The following is a 14,826-nucleotide window of genomic DNA, read 5'->3' on the forward strand; positions in this document are numbered from 1 at the left end:
AGGCAGCGGCTCACACCCGCGCCAACGCGGCGCAGAGCAGGTCGAGGTACCTGTCATGGTCGGCACGGACCGCGACCGCCAGCCGCCCGCGCGCCTCGTCGACCTCCGCGGCGAACCGGGTCGCGCCGTACGTCGCCGGGTCGGTGCGCTCGACGCGCACCGAGGCCCGCAGCGTGGTGAGCAGGCCGGGGTCGACCAGCGCGGCCACCGCGAGCGGGTCGTGCAGCGGGGCGCCGCCGACGGCGGCCATCGCCCGGTCGCGGCGGTACCAGTCGATCCGGGCCTCGACGAAGGCCGCGGCGGCGGTGGCCGCCGGCGTGCCGAGCGCGCGGAGCCGGGCCGCGTCGGCCGCCGTGAGCGGGGCGGAGAAGGTCGCGTCCATGGTCACCAGCAGGACGTCGCGGAAGGGCGCGGCGAGGACGTCGGCGGCGGCCTCGGGGTCGCACCACACGTTGCGCTCGGCGTACGGCGTGACGCCGGCCTCGCGGTGCGCCCCGCCGAGCACGACCAGCCGGGCGACCGATCCGGTGATCGACCGGTCGGCGGCCAGCGCGGCGGCGAGGTTGGTGAGCGGACCCGTGGCGACCAGCGCCACCGGCTCGGTGGCGGCGCGCAGCGTGGCGACCAGCCACTCGACCGCGTCGGCGCCCGCGACCGAGGTGGGGGCCGGGAGGTCGAGGGTGGGCGGCAGGTCGTCCCGGCCGCTGGGGAGCGGCTCGAGGCGCGGCCGGACCGGCTCGTTGCGGCCCGGGTGGACGCCGACACCGCCGACACCGCCGCGGCCCACCAGGTCGAGCACGCGCAGCGAGTTGTCGGTGGTGTGCCGCACGTCGTGGTTGCCCCACACCGTCGTCACGCCGAGCAGGTCGAGGCGCGGGTGCAGCGCCGCGAGCAGGATCGCGACGGCGTCGTCGGTGCCGGTGTCGCAGTCGAGGACCACGGGCAGCCGCGCGGTCATCCGGGCTCCTCGTCGCCGCGCAGGAGCCGGTAGGCGGCGCGGGCGCGCACCGCGCGCTCGAGCTCGTGGATCACCGACGAGAAGAACTGCCGCCGGTACAGCTCGTCGGTGACCGCGTAGACGGTGAAGTAGAGGCCGCTGAACGCCGCGAGGAAGGTGGAGACCCGGAGCAGCTCGAGGCTGAGCCGGGTGCCGAACAGCTCGCCCAGCGGGCCGTCCAGCGGGTGCAGCGGGTGGGTCGTCCACTGGCTGACGACCTCGGGCGCCATCGCGACCAGCCCGAAGACGATGAAGAACGCGAACACGGCGAGGGCGAGCAGCAGCACCTGCACCGCCTGCGCGACGAGCAGGACCAGCACCAGGTTGGCCCGCTCCAGGCCGCGCACCTCGTCGTCGACGCTGTCGAGCTCCTCCGGCAGGCGGGTGAGCAGGAAGCCGACCGCGATCGCGGCGAACAGCAGCACCGCGACCCACAGCACGCCGCCGTCCAGGCTCGCCGCGACCTGCCAGACCTCGGCGTTGATGAACAGGAAGATGATGAAGAGCAGGAGCAGCGGCAGCGCCCGGGTGACCAGGGGCAGCATCAGGCCGAGCGAGCGGAGGGTGCGCCGGACCGCCCAGCCGACGATCAGCCAGGCTCGCAGGGTCGCGACGGCGTACGCCGCGAGCGCGACGCCGAAGGCCGTCAGCGCGGCGCCCAGTCCGGCCGCGGCCCCCAGCCAGGGTCCGGCGACCGCCCCGGCGACGGCGGCGAGCAGGAGGGCGGCCAGGAGCACCGGGAGCAGCCGCGAGCGGCGCAGGCCGCGCGCCACGGCGGCGCGGTAGTCGTCGACGAAGTACGGCAGGCCGTGCTCGACGAACCACCGCTCGGCGGCGGCGCGGTCGGTCGTCGGCGTCGGCACGCTCGGCTCAGTCCGCGAGGATCGCCCGCGTGCGGTCGACGTCGCCGGCCATGGCGGTCAGCAGGTCCTCGATCGAGTCGAAGCGCACCATGCCGCGCAGCCGCTCGACGAAGGCGACCTCGACCTCGTGCCCGTAGAGCTCCAGGTCGGTGCGGTCGAGCACGTACGACTCGACCCGGCGCTCGCGCTCCCCGGCGAAGGTCGGGTTGGTGCCGACGCTGATGGCGGCGGGGTACGTCGTGCCGGCGTCGGGCCCGTCGAGCACGGTGAACCGCCCGGCGTAGACGCCGTCGGCCGGCGCGGCGGCACCGGGTCGGACCGGGACGTTGGCGGTCGGGAAGCCGAGCTCCCGGCCGCGCTTGTCGCCCTCCACGACGGTGCCGGTGACGGTGAAGACCCGGCCCAGCGCCTCCGCGGCCCCCGTGACGTCGCCCGCGGCCAGGCAGGTCCGGACGTAGGTCGAGGACCAGACCTGCGGCCCGCCGTCGAGGCTGACCTCCTCCAGGACGAAGTCGTGCTCCGCCCCCGCCGCGCGCAGCAGGTTGCAGTCGCCCGCGGCCCGGTTGCCGAACCGGAAGTTGGCCCCGACCACGACCGCCCGGACATGCAGCGTGTCGAGCAGGATCCGGTCGATGAACTCCCCCGGGGTCCAGGCGGCGATGTCGCGGGAGAACGGGATCACGAGCACGTCGTCCACGCCGGCGTGGCCCAGCAGGCGCAGCCGCTCGTCGATCGTGGTGATCGTCGGCGGGGCGTGCTCGGGGCGCAGCACCGCGATCGGGTGCGGGTCGAAGGTCACCGCCACCACGTGCTCGACGCCGACCTCGGCGGCGACCTCGCGCGCTCGTCGTACGACGTGCTGGTGGCCCAGGTGCATGCCGTCGAAGTTCCCGATCGTCACCACCGTGCGACCGAGATCGCCGGGCACGTCGGAGAGGTCACGCCACACTCGCACGGCCGCAACTCTCCCACACCGGGGGTCTGCCTCGTCACTCGCGCCGTCGCGAGCGGCGTTTCGCGCCGATCTGGCAAGGCGGCGGAGCGACGGCATGCTGGCCAAATCTGCGCAGCACGTCGAGCGACGCCGCTATTTCGATCCTTTGGAGCCAGATCGGATGCGAAATGTCGCGCAGCAGGCGGGAGTGGGGAGGCAGACCCCCAAGCCTCAGCCGACGAAGACGGCCGCCGGGCGCGCGGCGCCGCCCTCGGGCCGGTAGAGGGCGAGGAACTCCCCTCCGGGGGCGAACACGCCGGTGAGCGCGTCGATGGCGAGCGGCAGCGGCCGGCCGTAGCGCACCGCCTGGGCCTGCTCGGCGTCGAGGTCGAGCGCCGGGAAGCTCGCCCGGGCCGCCTCGGCGAGCGGGGTCACCGTCACCTCGTCGAGATCGGTGACGGCGCCGTCGAGCGTGAACGGCCCGACGGCGGTACGACGCAGCGCCGTCAGGTGCCCGCCGACGCCGAGCGCGGCGCCGACGTCGCGGGCGATCGCCCGGATGTAGGTGCCGCTGGAGCAGCGGACCCGGATGTCGACGTCGAGGAGCTCGCCCACGACCCGCTGGTCGAGGACGGTCAGCTCGTGGACGGTCACCGGGCGGGCCTCGAGCTCGACCTCCTCGCCGTCGCGCACGCGCTGGTAGGCGCGCTTGCCGTCGACCTTGATCGCGCTGACCGCGGTCGGCACCTGCCGGATCTCGCCGACCTGCTGCTCGAACGCCGCCAGGACCGCCGCGGGCTCCAGGTGCCCGGCCGCGGCGGTGGCGACCAGCTCACCCTCCGCGTCGTCGGTGGTCGTCGACGCGCCGAGGCGCACCGTGGCGTCGTACGCCTTCTCGGTGAGCATCAGGTGGCCGAGCAGCCGGGTGGCCCGCTCGACGCCCAGCACCAGCACGCCGGTCGCCATCGGGTCGAGGGTGCCGGCGTGGCCGACCTTGCGGGTGCCGACCGCGCGGCGTACCCGGGAGACGACCGCGTGGGAGGTCATGCCGGCGGGCTTGTCGACGACGACGAGCCCCGACGGCACGCCTGTGGTCACTCGGTGTCCTCGGCCTCTTCGTCGGCCTCGATCGCGCGCGGCTTCTTGTACGGGTCCGCCTCGCCGGCCGGCTGAGCGCCCGCCCGCGCCGCGGCGACCGCGGCATCGGCCTCGCGGGCCTTGGCCAGCACCTCGTCGAGGTGGCGGGCGGTCTCGGGGACGCCGTCGAACTCGAACGCGAGGGTGGGGACGTGCCGCATGCCGAGCTGCTTGCCGACCTCGGAGCGCAGGAGGCCCTTGGCCGACTCCAGCGCCGTGGCGCTCGCCTGCTGGTCGGCGTCCTCGCCCAGGACCGTGTAGTAGACGGTGGCGTTCTGCGCGTCGCCGGTGAGCCGGACCTCGGTCACCGTGACGAAGCCGAGGCGCGGGTCCTTGATCCGGCGCTCGAGCATCTCGGCGACGATCACCTGGATCCGGTCGGCGATCTTGCGCACGCGAGGCGAAGCCATGAGTCAGTTTCCTCTCTTTGCACCGACCCGTCGCAAATGTGCGCGGGAATCAGTCCGACCCGTCGCAAATGTGCCGCATGAGGCGCACATTTGCGACGGGTCGGTGTGTCAGCCCCGCGGGATCTCCCGCATCTCGAAGGCCTCGACGATGTCGCCCTCCTTGATGTCCTGGAAGTTCTTGAGCACGAGACCGCACTCGAAGCCCTCCCGGACCTCCGACGCGTCGTCCTTCTCCCGCTTGAGCGAGGCCAGGTCGAGGTTGTCGGCGATGACCGCACCGTCGCGGAGCACACGGACCTTGGCGTTGCGGCGGATGACGCCGCCGATGACCATGCAGCCCGCGATGTTGCCGATCTTGGACGAGCGGAAGATCGCGCGGATCTCCGCCTGGCCCAGGGTCTGCTCCTCGTACTCGGGCTTGAGCATGCCCTTGAGCGCCGCCTCGATCTCCTCGATCGCCTGGTAGATGACCGAGTAGTAGCGGATCTCGACGCCTTCCTTCTCGGCCATCTGACCCGCCTTGCCCTGCGGGCGGACGTTGAAGCCGATGATGATCGCGTCGGACGCCGCGGCCAGGTCGACATTGGTCTCGGTGATCGCACCGACACCGCGGTCGATGACCCGCAGGCTGACCTCCTCGCCCACGTCGATCTGCGCGAGGGCGTCCTCGAGGGCCTCGACCGAGCCGGACACGTCGCCCTTGAGGATGAGGTTGAGCTCCTGGCTCTCGCCCTTCTCCATGGAGGCCATGAAGTCCTCGAGGGTACGACGCACGCGGCGCTTGGCCTGCAGGGCGGCACGCTCGCGCGCCTCCCGCTTCTCGGCGATCTGGCGCGCCATCCGGTCGTCCTCGACCACGATGAAGTTCTGGCCGGCGCCCGGGACGGACGAGAGGCCGAGCACCATCGCGGGACGGGCCGGGTCGGCCACCTCCAGCTCCTGGCCGTGCTCGTCGAGCATGGCGCGGACGCGACCGTGGGCCGGGCCGGCGACGATCGAGTCGCCGACCTTCAGCGTGCCGCGCTGGACCAGGATCGTGGCGACCGGACCGCGACCGCGGTCGAGGTGCGCCTCGACGACCAGGCCCTGGGCGTCCTGGGTCGGGTTGGCCCGCAGGTCCAGGGACGCGTCGGCGGTGAGCACGATCGCCTCGAGCAGCTTGTCGAGGTTGAGGCCCGCCTTGGCCGAGACGTCGACGAACATCGCGTCGCCGCCGTACTCCTCGGGCACCAGGCCGTACTCGGAGAGCTGGCCGCGGACCTTGGTCGGGTCCGCCTCCGGCTTGTCGATCTTGTTGACCGCGACCACGATCGGCACGTCGGCCGCCTTGGCGTGGTTGAGCGCCTCGATCGTCTGCGGCATCACGCCGTCGTCGGCCGCGACCACCAGGACGGCGATGTCGGTCGCCTGGGCACCGCGGGCACGCATGGCGGTGAACGCCTCGTGACCCGGGGTGTCGATGAAGGTGATCCGGCGGTCGTCGCCGTCGACCTCGGTGTGGACCTGGTAGGCGCCGATGTGCTGGGTGATGCCACCGGCCTCCTTGTCGACCACGTTGGCGTCGCGCAGCGCGTCGAGGAGCTTGGTCTTTCCGTGGTCGACGTGACCCATGACCGTGACGACCGGGGCCGCACGACCAGATCGGACTCGTCGCCCTCGTCGGCACCGAACTCGATGTCGAAGGACTCCAGCAGCTCGCGGTCCTCGTCCTCCGGGGAGACGACCTCGACCTTGTAGTTGAGCTCGTCGCCGAGCAGCTCGAGGGTCTCGTCGCCCACCGACTGGGTGGCCGTGACCATCTCGCCGAGGTGGAAGAGCATCTGCACCAGCGAGGCCGCGTCGACGCCGATCTTCTCGGCGAAGTCGGTCAGCGAGGAGCCGCGGGCGAGACGGACGGTCTCGCCGTTGCCCTTGCGGACCCGCATGCCGCCGATCGTCGGGGCCTCCATGGCCTCGAACTCCTGGCGACGCGCCCGCTTCGACTTGCGGCCACGGCGCGCCGGACCGCCCGGACGCCCGAAGGCACCCTGGGTCTGGCCGCGCTGGCCGGGACGACCGCCGCCGGGACGACCGCCACCGCCGGGGCCGAAGCCACCGGGGCCGCGACCACCGGGAGCGCCGGCGCCCGCACCGGCGCCCGCACCGCCGCGACCGGGCGCACCGGCCCGGCCGCCGGGACCGCCGGGACGACCCGGGCCGCCGGGACCACGGCCACCGCCGGGTCCACGGCCACCGCCGGGTCCGCCCTGGCCGAACGAGCCGGCGGACTTCGGCATCATCGCCGGGTTGGGGCGCGGCATGCCGGGACGGCCACCGCCGCCGGCACCGGCCGGCGGGCGCGGGCCGGCCGGACCGGCCTCGCCCTCGCGCGGCGGCGGGGCGGGACGACGGCCCATGCCCTGGCTGGGCGCGAACGGGTTGTTGCCGGGCCGCGGCGTACCGCCGGGCTTGCCGACCGGACGCGGCGCCGGCGCCTTGGGCGTGGGGCCCTTGGGAGCGGCCGGCTTGCTCGGGGCGGCCGGCGCCTCGGGAGCGGCCGGAGCCGCGGCAGCGGCGGGCTTCTCCTGGGCCGGGGGCTCCGGAGCCTCCGGGGCGGCGGGGCCTTGGCCGGTCCCGGGCGCGGGCCCGGACGGGGCGCCGACGTGGCGGCCGGAGCCTCGGCGGCAGGCGCCTCCGCGGGGGTGGCGGGGGCGGCCGGGACCTCGGCGGCGGGCGCGGCTGCGGCCTTCTTCGCCGGGGCCTTGGGAGCCGGCTTCGCGGTCTCGCCCGCCGGCTCGGCGGCCGGCTTCATCTTGGCGAGGAGCTCGGCTCCGTAGGTGTCCTCGAACTTCTTGACGGCAGGAAGCTCGATGCTCGAGGACGCAGTCTTGGCGAACTCGCCAATGGCGCTCAGCTTCTCCAGCGCTTCCTTGCTGGGGATGCCGTACTTCTTCGCGAGTTCGGAAACTCGGGTCTTGGCCACGGTTCTCCTTCTGGCCCAAGACCCGGCAGGGATCTCTAGACCGTTGGTGGGTGGTGCAGAACGAACTGGCTCATCGCGAGGTACTCATCGAGTGCTCATGAGCTGTTGCTCCAGTCTCTGTCGGTCGGATCGGTCCGAGCTGCGGCCGCCTGGGCGACGTACTCCCCCACCGGCACGTCGTCCAGCGCGGCCCCGGAGATCCGGAGCGCACGGGCAAAAGCCTTGCGACGTACCGCGAGGTCGTAGCAACCGGTCGTGGGGTGCAGGTGCGCTCCACGACCCGGCGCGGTGCCGTCAGGATCGGGTACGACGGCCGGGTGGCCGTCGGGGCCCGAGCCGGCGGTCACCCGCAACAACTCGCTTCTGGCGGCGCGCGCCCGGCATCCGATGCAGGTCCGGACGGGTCCCGCGATGCGGGGTTCGTCTGGTCGAGCAGGGGAATTCAGTCGGCGTGCCACCAAAGGTTGAGTCTAGCCCTTGGAGTGTCGAGTCAACGAACCGGGAGGCCTGTTGACGCCGACCCGGCGCAAAAACACGCCGACCCGGCGCCATCCACTCGGACTTCGTCAGCTTCCTTCGGAAGCCTCCTCGTCCGAATGGATGTCGATGCGCCAGCCGGTGAGGCGCGCGGCGAGCCGGGCGTTCTGGCCCTCCTTGCCGATCGCGAGCGAGAGCTGGAAGTCCGGGACGACGACCCGCGCCGAGCGGGCGGCCGCGTCGACGACGGTGACCGACTGGACCTGCGCGGGCGACAGCGCGTTGGCGACGAGTCTCGCGGGCTCGTCGGACCAGTCGACGATGTCGATCTTCTCGCCGCCCAGCTCGGCCATCACGTTGCGCACCCGCTGGCCCATCGGGCCGATGCAGGCGCCCTTGGCGTTGACACCGGACACCGTGGACTTGACCGCGATCTTGGTGCGGTGGCCGGCCTCGCGGGCGATCGCCGCGATCTCGACGGTGCCGTCGGCGATCTCGGGGACCTCGAGGGCGAACAGCTTCTTCACCAGGCTGGGGTGCGACCGCGACAGGGTGACCTGCGGGCCGCGCATGCCCTTGCGGACCGACACCACGAGGCACTTGATCCGGGTGCCGTGGGCGTAGTCCTCGCCCGGCACCCGCTCGCTGGCGGGCAGCTGGGCCTCGATCCGGCCCAGGTCGACGAGCACGTCGTCGGGGTTGCGGCCCTGCTGGATGACGCCGGAGATGATGTCGCCCTCCTTGCCGGAGAACTCGCCGAACTTCACCTCGTCCTCGGCGTCGCGCAGGCGCTGCAGCATGATCTGCTTCGCCGTCGTCGCCGCGATCCGGCCGAAGCCGTCCGGCGTGTCGTCGTACTCGCCGATCTTGTTGCCCTCGTCGTCGAGCTCGGCGGCCAGCACGGTCACGTGCCCGGTCTTGCGGTTGAGCTCGACTCGCGCCTGCGGGACCGAGCCCTCGGTCTTGTGGTACGCCGTGAGCAGCGCCTGCTCGATCGCCTCGACGAGGATGTCGAACTTGATCTCCTTCTCACGCTCCAGCGTCCGGAGGATGCTGAGGTCGATGTCCATCAGTCGGCGTCCTTGTCCTTCGTGCGGTCCTTGCGGTTGAACTCGATCTGGACGAGCGCCTTGCGCACGTCCGCGTAGGCGATGCGGCGCTCCGCGCCGTCCACGTCCAGCAGCACGCCCTCGTCGTCGGACGCCCCGATCCGGCCGGTCAGCGTCTCGTCACCGCCGAGCACCGCCTTGACCAGGCGCCCCTCGTTGCGGCGCCAGTGGCGCGGGAGGGTCAGCGGCCGGTCCACGCCACGGGAGGTGACCTCGAGGGTGTACGGCAGCTCGCCCAGGGCGTCGGCGGCGCCGTCGGGACCGTCGTCCTCCAGGACCCGGTCGATGACCTTCGTGGCGGCGGCGACATCGTCGAGCGTCAGCCCGCCGTCGGTGTCGACGGCGATCCGCAGCACCCGGCGCTTCCCGGCCGGGGTGAGCTCGACGGCCTCGACATCGAGGCCCAGCTCGGCGAGAGGAGCGACGAGGACGTGCTCGATCCGCTCTGCTGTCGCTCCCTGAGCGGAATGAGTACCCATGGTGAGTCCTCCCCGTGTCCTGTTGTGGCTGTGCGGGCCCACCCTACCCGCCGATATAGGGTCGCCGGGTGCCCGACAGTCCCGCGTCCGTCCCGCGACGCCTGGTCCTGGCCGGTGGGCTCGGCGGGGCCGCGCTGGCGCTCGCCGGATGCGACCTGCTCGACGACGTCCTCGGCGGCGACGACGACCCGGGCGTGTCGGGCGCCGTCACCCCGACCGCGCCCCCGGCCGACGCCGACAGCACCCTCGTCGAGGGGATCCTCGAGGCGATCGCGGCCACCGGGGCGCTGGCCACCGCCACCGGTACGGCGTTCCCGGGCCTGGCCCGGATCGGCTCCCGCCTGGCGCGCCTCCACGACGCCCACGCGGCCGAGCTCGGCGGCACCGCCACCACCGACCCGCCGCAGGTCGCCGCCGCCCGGAAGCCGGCCCGGGCCGCCCTCCTGGCCGCGGAGGCCGACCTCCAGGAGCGGCTCGTCGGCGCCGCCCAGCAGGCCCGGAGCGGCGCGCTGGCCCAGGTGCTGGCCGCGATGGCCGCCGCGATCGCCCAGCAGCGGGCGGTGCTGGCATGACCGTGACGCCCACCCCGGCGCCGTCTCCCCAGTCGCCTCAGTCGCCTCCTCCGTCCGGCGACGCCGACCCCGCGATCACCGCCCTGCAGACCACGCTCGCGGCCGAGCACGCCGCCGTCTTCGTCTACGGCGTCCTCGGCGGGCAGACCTCGCAGTCCGGCAGCCCCGCGCTGTACGCCGCCCTGACGTCGGCGTACACGATCCACCGGACCCGGCGCGACGACCTGATGGCCCGGCTGCACGCCGCCGGCGTCGACCCGGTCGCGGCCGAGCCCGGCTACGGGCTGCCCGCCGACCTCGGCACGCCGGAGGGCGTCACCGCCCGGGCGCGGGCGCTCGAGGAGTCCGCCGCAGCGACCTACGCCTATCTCGTGGCCAGCACCACCGAGGACGCCCGGACGTGGGCGATCGACGCGCTGCTCGACGCCGCCGTGCGCGGCCTGGGCTTCGGCGCCCGCCCGGACCGCCTCCCCGGCCTCTGAGAGCCGAAGCAGCCGCGACGACCAACGTCTGGCCGCGAACCAGCCCCGCACCGAGCGAAGCCCGCGGTCCGAGCGGAGCGAGGACCGGGCGGCGAGCTCGGTATCCGACACGCTCGGCCCAAAACCAACGGTTCGCGACCTCCGACATCCGGGGAACTCCCGAGACGTCCCCCGAAGTCGGGGTCGCGAACCGCTGGTGACCGGGGACAACGGTCATCGGCGACGGGAGAGGTGGGGCTCACCGATCGCCGTGCACAATCATGCAACAGAACGGGCACGCGGTCTCGCGATGGCGATCCTCATAAATGTGCACTGCACAAACCTGCAGGTGAGGTGACCCTCACCCGAGCCGCGGACAACGGCCGCGAGACGGCGGTCAGCGCCAGGGAGCGAGCAGCTCCGGGAGGTCGGCGAGGCGCCGGGCGACTGCGTCCGGCCGGCCCTCGGTGTGGCCGTGCTGGTCGGCCGGGATCGTGCTGTGCGGGACGTGGATCGCGCGCATCCCGGCGCCATGGGCGCCCCACACGTCGTCGAAGAGCCGGTCGCCGACGTACACGCAGGCAGCCGGGTCGGCGACGCCGACGGCGTCCATCGCGGCGCGGAAGGCCTGCGGGGACGGCTTCGTCCACGGCACCTCGCTGGTGTAGACGTCGCCGTCGATCAGGTCGAGCACCCCGTCGCGCTCGAAGAACCCGCGATGCCAGGCGCGGGGCCAGATCGTGTTGGACAGCACGCCGACCCGGATCCCCTCCGCGCGCAGCCAGCCAACAGCGGCGCCACCTCCGGGTCGGTGAGGGTGTGCGGCTCCCAGAACGCGTAGTAGGCGTCGAGCAGGTCCGGGTCGTGGTCGAGCCCGGCGGCCTCGAAGAGGTCGGCGATCGTCGCGCTCCGCTGGTGGTCGCGGCTGCGACCCCAGATCACGCTGCCCGCCTCGTGCAGCCGGGCGGCGTGGGCGTGGTGGTCGTCGGAGGTGTCCGGCGTCGTCAGCACCGCCTGCGCCAGCGCGAGCGACTCCGCGTGGAAGTCGATGTCGTGCCACGCCGTGAGCGTGCCGCCCCAGTCGAAGATGACCGCCTCGACGCCCGTGTCACGCATGCCCATCGTCACATCCTCCCGTCGCGCAGGTACGCCGCGTGCCAGCCGAGCGCCTCCTCCAGCAGGTGGGGCGTGTGCCGGGCCTCCGGGCGGGCCGCGCGGGCCCGGTCGACGTAGTCGCGCAGCCGGTCGCGGTAGTCGGGGTGCGCGCAGTGGGCGATCACCCGGTCGGCGCGGTCCGAGGGCGACAGGCCGCGCAGGTCGGCCAGGCCCTGCTCGGTGATCAGCACGTGCACGTCGTGCTCGGTGTGGTCGACGTGGCTGACCATCGGCACGATCGAGGAGATCAGGCCGCCCTTGGCCAGCGAGTCGGAGACGAAGAAGTTGAGGTAGGCGTTGCGGGCGAAGTCGCCGGAGCCGCCGATGCCGTTCATGATCGCCGATCCCATGACGTGGCTGGAGTTCACGTTGCCGTAGACGTCGGCCTCGATCATGCCGTTGATGGCGATGACGCCGAGCCGGCGGACCAGCTCGGGGTGGTTCGAGATCTCCTGGCTGCGCAGCAGGATCCGGCCCTTGTAGGAGCCGACGTTGTCGAGGAAGCGCTGCTGCCCGGCCGGGGACAGCCCGAAGGAGGTGGCCGAGAGCGAGGCCAGCTTGCCGGCGTCCAGCAGGTCGAGCAGGCCGTCCTGGATCACCTCGGTGAACGACGTGAGGCCCTCGAACTCGGCGTGGAGCAGCCCTTCCATGACCGCGTTCGGCGTGCTGCCGACGCCGGACTGCAGCGGCAGCAGGCCGGGCGGCATCCGCCCGGCGCGCACCTCGTGCCGCAGGAAGTCGACGAGGAGCTCGGCCATCGCGCGCGAGCTGTCGTCCGGCGCGTCGAGCGGGCTGTTGCGATCGGGCGCGTCGGTCTCCACGACGGCGACCACCTTGGCGGGATCGACGCGCAGGTACGGATCGCCGATCCGCTGCAGCGGGTGGGTGAGCTGGATGGGGATCCGGTGCGGGGGCACGGCCGCGCCGTAGTAGACGTCGTGGAAGCCCTCGAGGTCGCGCGGCAGCCAGCGGTTGACCTCGAGGATCACCTTCTCCGCACGGTCCAGCCAGGTCTTGTTGTTGCCGACCGAGGTGCCGGGGACGAGCAGTCCGTTGGGCAGGATCGCGGCGACCTCGACGACCGCGACGTCGAGCGGCCCGTAGAAGCCGAACCACGCCTGCTGCGCCGAGTGCGACAGGTGGGCGTCGACGTAGTCGACCTCCCCGCTGTTGATCAGCCTCCGCAGCGCGGGGTCCGAGCTGTAGGGCAGCCGCTTGTCGAGGCCGTGCACCTCGGCGAGGGCGCCGTCGACGCTCGGCCCGGTCGACGCTCCCGACCACAGTCCGATCCGGAACTCCTCGCCGCGCGCGTGCGCCTCGCCGATCCGGCGGGCCAGGGCCTGGGGCACCGCCTTGGGGAAGCCGGCGCCGGTGAAGCCGCTGATGCCCACCGAGTCGCCGGGCCGGATGTGCGCGGCCGCCTCCTCGGCGGTGGCGATGCGCCGCCCGAGGACCGGGCAGGTCACGCGGGCCATCGGGTCAGCCCCGCACCAGGGCCCGGATCTCGTCGGCCGCCACGTCGAGCGCGACCTCGGTCCGCTCTCCCGTGCGACGGTCCTTGACCTCGATCACCCTGTTGTCGGGGTCGGCCACGCCGCGGCCGACCGTGACGATCGTCGGTACGCCGATCAGCTCGGCGTCCTTGAACTTCACGCCGGGGCTGATCTTGCCCGCGCGGTCGTCGTAGAGGACGTCGAGGCCGGCGGCGGTGAGCCCGGCGACGAGCTCCTCGGCCGCGGCGAAGACGGCCTCGTCCTTGCCGGCGGCGACCACGTGGACGTCGGCGGGGGCGACGTCGCGCGGCCAGCACAGGCCGATCTCGTCGAGGGTGTTCTCGGCGATCGCGGCCACCGCGCGGGTGACGCCGATGCCGTAGGAGCCCATGGTGACGGTGACCAGCTTGCCGTTCTCGTCGAGGACCCTGAGGTCGAGCGCCTCGGCGTACTTGCGGCCGAGCTGGAAGACATGGCCCATCTCGATGCCGCGCGCGGACTCCAGCACGCCGTCCTCGCAGTTGGGGCAGGCGTCACCGTCGCGGACCTCGGCGGCCTCGATGGTGCCGTCGGGGGTGAAGTCGCGGCCCGCGACCAGGTCGATCACGTGGGAGCCGGCGACGTCGGCGCCGGTGACCCAGCGGGAGCCCTCGGCGACGCGGGGGTCGACGAGATAGCGGATGCCGCTGGCGCTCTCCTCCCCCAGCACGCCGGGACCGATGTAGCCCTTGACCAGCGCGGGGTGCTTCGCCAGCTCCGCCTCGTCCATGGGCTCGACCTCGATCGGCTCGAGCTGCCCCTCCAAGCGCTTCTGGTCGACCTCGCGGTCGCCGGGGACGCCGATGGCGAGCGGCTCGCGGGTGCCGTCGGGGTGCTTGAGCACGACGAGCACGTTCTTGAGGGTGTCGCCGGCCGCCCACGGGCGGTCCTCGCGCGGGAAGGCCGCGTCGAGGTGGTCGACCAGGGTGTCGATGGTCGGGGTGTCGGGGGTCGCCTCGGCGTGGGCGGCCGGCACGGCGTCGTACGGCGTGGGCGCGGGCGGGCGCACCTGGACGGCCTCGACGTTGGCGGCGTAGTCGCAGCGCGTGCAGCGCACGTAGGTGTCCTCGCCGACCGCGGCCTTGGCGAGGAACTCCTCCGACTTCGAGCCGCCCATCGCGCCGGCGGTCGCCTTGACGATGGCGTAGTCGAAGCCGAGCCGGTCGAAGATCCGGACGTAGGCGTCGCGGTGCCTCTGGTACGACGCGTCGAGGCCGGCGTCGCTGACGTCGAAGGAGTAGGAGTCCTTCATGGTGAACTCGCGCCCGCGCAGCAGCCCGGCGCGGGGCCGCGCCTCGTCGCGGTACTTGGTCTGGATCTGGTAGAGGCTCAGCGGCAGGTCCTTGTAGGAGCTGTACATGTCCTTGACCAGGAGCGTGAACATCTCCTCGTGCGTCGGGCCGAGCAGGTAGTCGGCGCCCTTGCGGTCCTGGAGCCGGAAGATGTTGTCGCCGTACTCGGTCCAGCGACCGGTGGCCTCGTAGGGCTCGCGGGGCAGCAGCGCCGGGAAGGTGACCTCCTGGGCGCCGATGGCGTTCATCTCCTCGCGGATGATGCCCTCGATCCTGCGCAGCACGGCCAGGCCGAGCGGCAGCCAGGTGTAGATGCCCGGCGCGGCGCGGCGGATGTAGCCGGCCCGCACCAGCAGCCGGTGGCTCGGGACCTCCGCGTCCGAGGGGTCCTCACGCAGGGTCCGGACGAACAGGGTCGACATCCGCAGGAGCTTCGGGGTCCCCGC

13 protein-coding genes and 1 pseudogene are annotated in these 14,826 nt (G+C 73.1%); 2 read left to right on the plus strand and 12 right to left on the minus strand.

From position 1 onward, the window contains the following. Nucleotides 1-10 precede the first annotated feature (10 nt). The 9 genes and pseudogenes from FIV44_RS01805 to rimP all read right to left on the minus strand — a co-directional run bounded on the left by FIV44_RS01805 (nucleotide 11) and on the right by rimP (nucleotide 9,368). A complete protein-coding gene (locus FIV44_RS01805) occupies nucleotides 11-958 on the minus strand; it encodes a nucleoside hydrolase (protein WP_141003006.1) in 948 nt (315 codons plus the stop codon). Further along, nucleotides 955-1,860, minus strand: a complete 906-nt coding sequence (locus FIV44_RS01810; protein ID WP_141003007.1) for a hypothetical protein — start codon at nucleotides 1,858-1,860, stop codon at nucleotides 955-957. Before FIV44_RS01810 ends, FIV44_RS01805 begins: the two co-directional genes overlap by 4 nt. 7 nt (nucleotides 1,861-1,867) lie before the next feature. After that, complete coding sequence (locus FIV44_RS01815; protein WP_141003008.1) at nucleotides 1,868-2,815, minus strand: bifunctional riboflavin kinase/FAD synthetase; 948 nt, start codon at nucleotides 2,813-2,815, stop codon at nucleotides 1,868-1,870. Between the two features lie 210 nt (nucleotides 2,816-3,025). Next, nucleotides 3,026-3,892, minus strand: coding sequence for a tRNA pseudouridine(55) synthase TruB (gene truB / locus FIV44_RS01820; protein ID WP_219996244.1), 867 nt, complete (start codon nucleotides 3,890-3,892; stop codon nucleotides 3,026-3,028). Beyond that, nucleotides 3,889-4,341 (minus strand): 30S ribosome-binding factor RbfA, encoded by a 453-nt coding sequence (gene rbfA, locus FIV44_RS01825; protein ID WP_141003009.1) that lies wholly within the window; start codon nucleotides 4,339-4,341, stop codon nucleotides 3,889-3,891. Before rbfA ends, truB begins: the two co-directional genes overlap by 4 nt. 108 nt (nucleotides 4,342-4,449) lie before the next feature. Continuing rightward, a pseudogene (gene infB, locus FIV44_RS33795) lies at nucleotides 4,450-7,303 on the minus strand (translation initiation factor IF-2). Nucleotides 7,304-7,398: 95 nt separating this feature from the next. Further along, complete coding sequence (locus FIV44_RS01835; protein ID WP_281285793.1) at nucleotides 7,399-7,761, minus strand: YlxR family protein; 363 nt, start codon at nucleotides 7,759-7,761, stop codon at nucleotides 7,399-7,401. Nucleotides 7,762-7,869: 108 nt separating this feature from the next. Further along, nucleotides 7,870-8,850: a transcription termination factor NusA gene (gene nusA / locus FIV44_RS01840; protein ID WP_141003010.1), complete on the minus strand. Its 981-nt coding sequence runs from the start codon at nucleotides 8,848-8,850 to the stop codon at nucleotides 7,870-7,872. Then, nucleotides 8,850-9,368 (minus strand): ribosome maturation factor RimP, encoded by a 519-nt coding sequence (rimP, locus tag FIV44_RS01845; RefSeq protein ID WP_141003011.1) that lies wholly within the window; start codon nucleotides 9,366-9,368, stop codon nucleotides 8,850-8,852. Before rimP ends, nusA begins: the two co-directional genes overlap by 1 nt. A 68-nt stretch (nucleotides 9,369-9,436) precedes the next feature. On the opposite strand from rimP, the gene FIV44_RS30135 reads away from it, so the two are divergent. Further along, nucleotides 9,437-9,940, plus strand: coding sequence for a hypothetical protein (locus tag FIV44_RS30135; protein WP_181410929.1), 504 nt, complete (start codon nucleotides 9,437-9,439; stop codon nucleotides 9,938-9,940). Then, the gene (locus FIV44_RS30140) at nucleotides 9,937-10,422 is read left to right on the plus strand and encodes a ferritin-like domain-containing protein (protein ID WP_181410930.1); all 486 of its coding nucleotides are present in this window, start codon (nucleotides 9,937-9,939) and stop codon (nucleotides 10,420-10,422) included. Before FIV44_RS30135 ends, FIV44_RS30140 begins: the two co-directional genes overlap by 4 nt. 376 nt (nucleotides 10,423-10,798) lie before the next feature. Here FIV44_RS30140 and FIV44_RS01855 read toward each other — a convergent pair whose 3' ends face one another. The 3 genes from FIV44_RS01855 to FIV44_RS01865 form a co-directional block, all read right to left on the minus strand. Next, nucleotides 10,799-11,461 carry an HAD family hydrolase gene (locus FIV44_RS01855; protein ID WP_246086765.1) on the minus strand — a complete coding sequence of 221 codons (663 nt, stop codon included), beginning with the start codon at nucleotides 11,459-11,461 and terminating at the stop codon, nucleotides 10,799-10,801. A 64-nt stretch (nucleotides 11,462-11,525) separates the two neighbouring features. Next, on the minus strand, nucleotides 11,526-13,031 hold the full coding sequence (gene scpC, locus FIV44_RS01860; protein WP_141003012.1) for a succinyl-CoA:acetate CoA-transferase ScpC: 1,506 nt from the start codon (nucleotides 13,029-13,031) through the stop codon (nucleotides 11,526-11,528). A gap of 4 nt (nucleotides 13,032-13,035) precedes the next feature. Further along, nucleotides 13,036-14,802: a proline--tRNA ligase gene (locus FIV44_RS01865; RefSeq protein ID WP_141003013.1), complete on the minus strand. Its 1,767-nt coding sequence runs from the start codon at nucleotides 14,800-14,802 to the stop codon at nucleotides 13,036-13,038. Nucleotides 14,803-14,826 lie beyond the last annotated feature (24 nt).

The sequence above is a fragment of the Nocardioides humi genome (assembly GCF_006494775.1).
In the GTDB taxonomy this organism is placed as follows: domain Bacteria; phylum Actinomycetota; class Actinomycetes; order Propionibacteriales; family Nocardioidaceae; genus Nocardioides; species Nocardioides humi.

Excerpts from the sequence above, each read along its gene's own strand:
- FIV44_RS01805 (WP_141003006.1), bottom strand. The coding sequence starts at position 958 with ATGACCGCGCGGCTGCCCGTGGTCCTCGACTGCGACACCGGCACCGAC.
- rbfA (WP_141003009.1), bottom strand. The coding sequence starts at position 4,341 with ATGGCTTCGCCTCGCGTGCGCAAGATCGCCGACCGGATCCAGGTGATC.
- nusA (WP_141003010.1), bottom strand. The coding sequence starts at position 8,850 with ATGGACATCGACCTCAGCATCCTCCGGACGCTGGAGCGTGAGAAGGAG.
- rimP (WP_141003011.1), bottom strand. The coding sequence starts at position 9,368 with ATGGGTACTCATTCCGCTCAGGGAGCGACAGCAGAGCGGATCGAGCAC.
- FIV44_RS30140 (WP_181410930.1), top strand. The coding sequence starts at position 9,937 with ATGACCGTGACGCCCACCCCGGCGCCGTCTCCCCAGTCGCCTCAGTCG.
- scpC (WP_141003012.1), bottom strand. The coding sequence starts at position 13,031 with ATGGCCCGCGTGACCTGCCCGGTCCTCGGGCGGCGCATCGCCACCGCC.
- FIV44_RS01865 (WP_141003013.1), bottom strand. The coding sequence starts at position 14,802 with ATGTCGACCCTGTTCGTCCGGACCCTGCGTGAGGACCCCTCGGACGCG.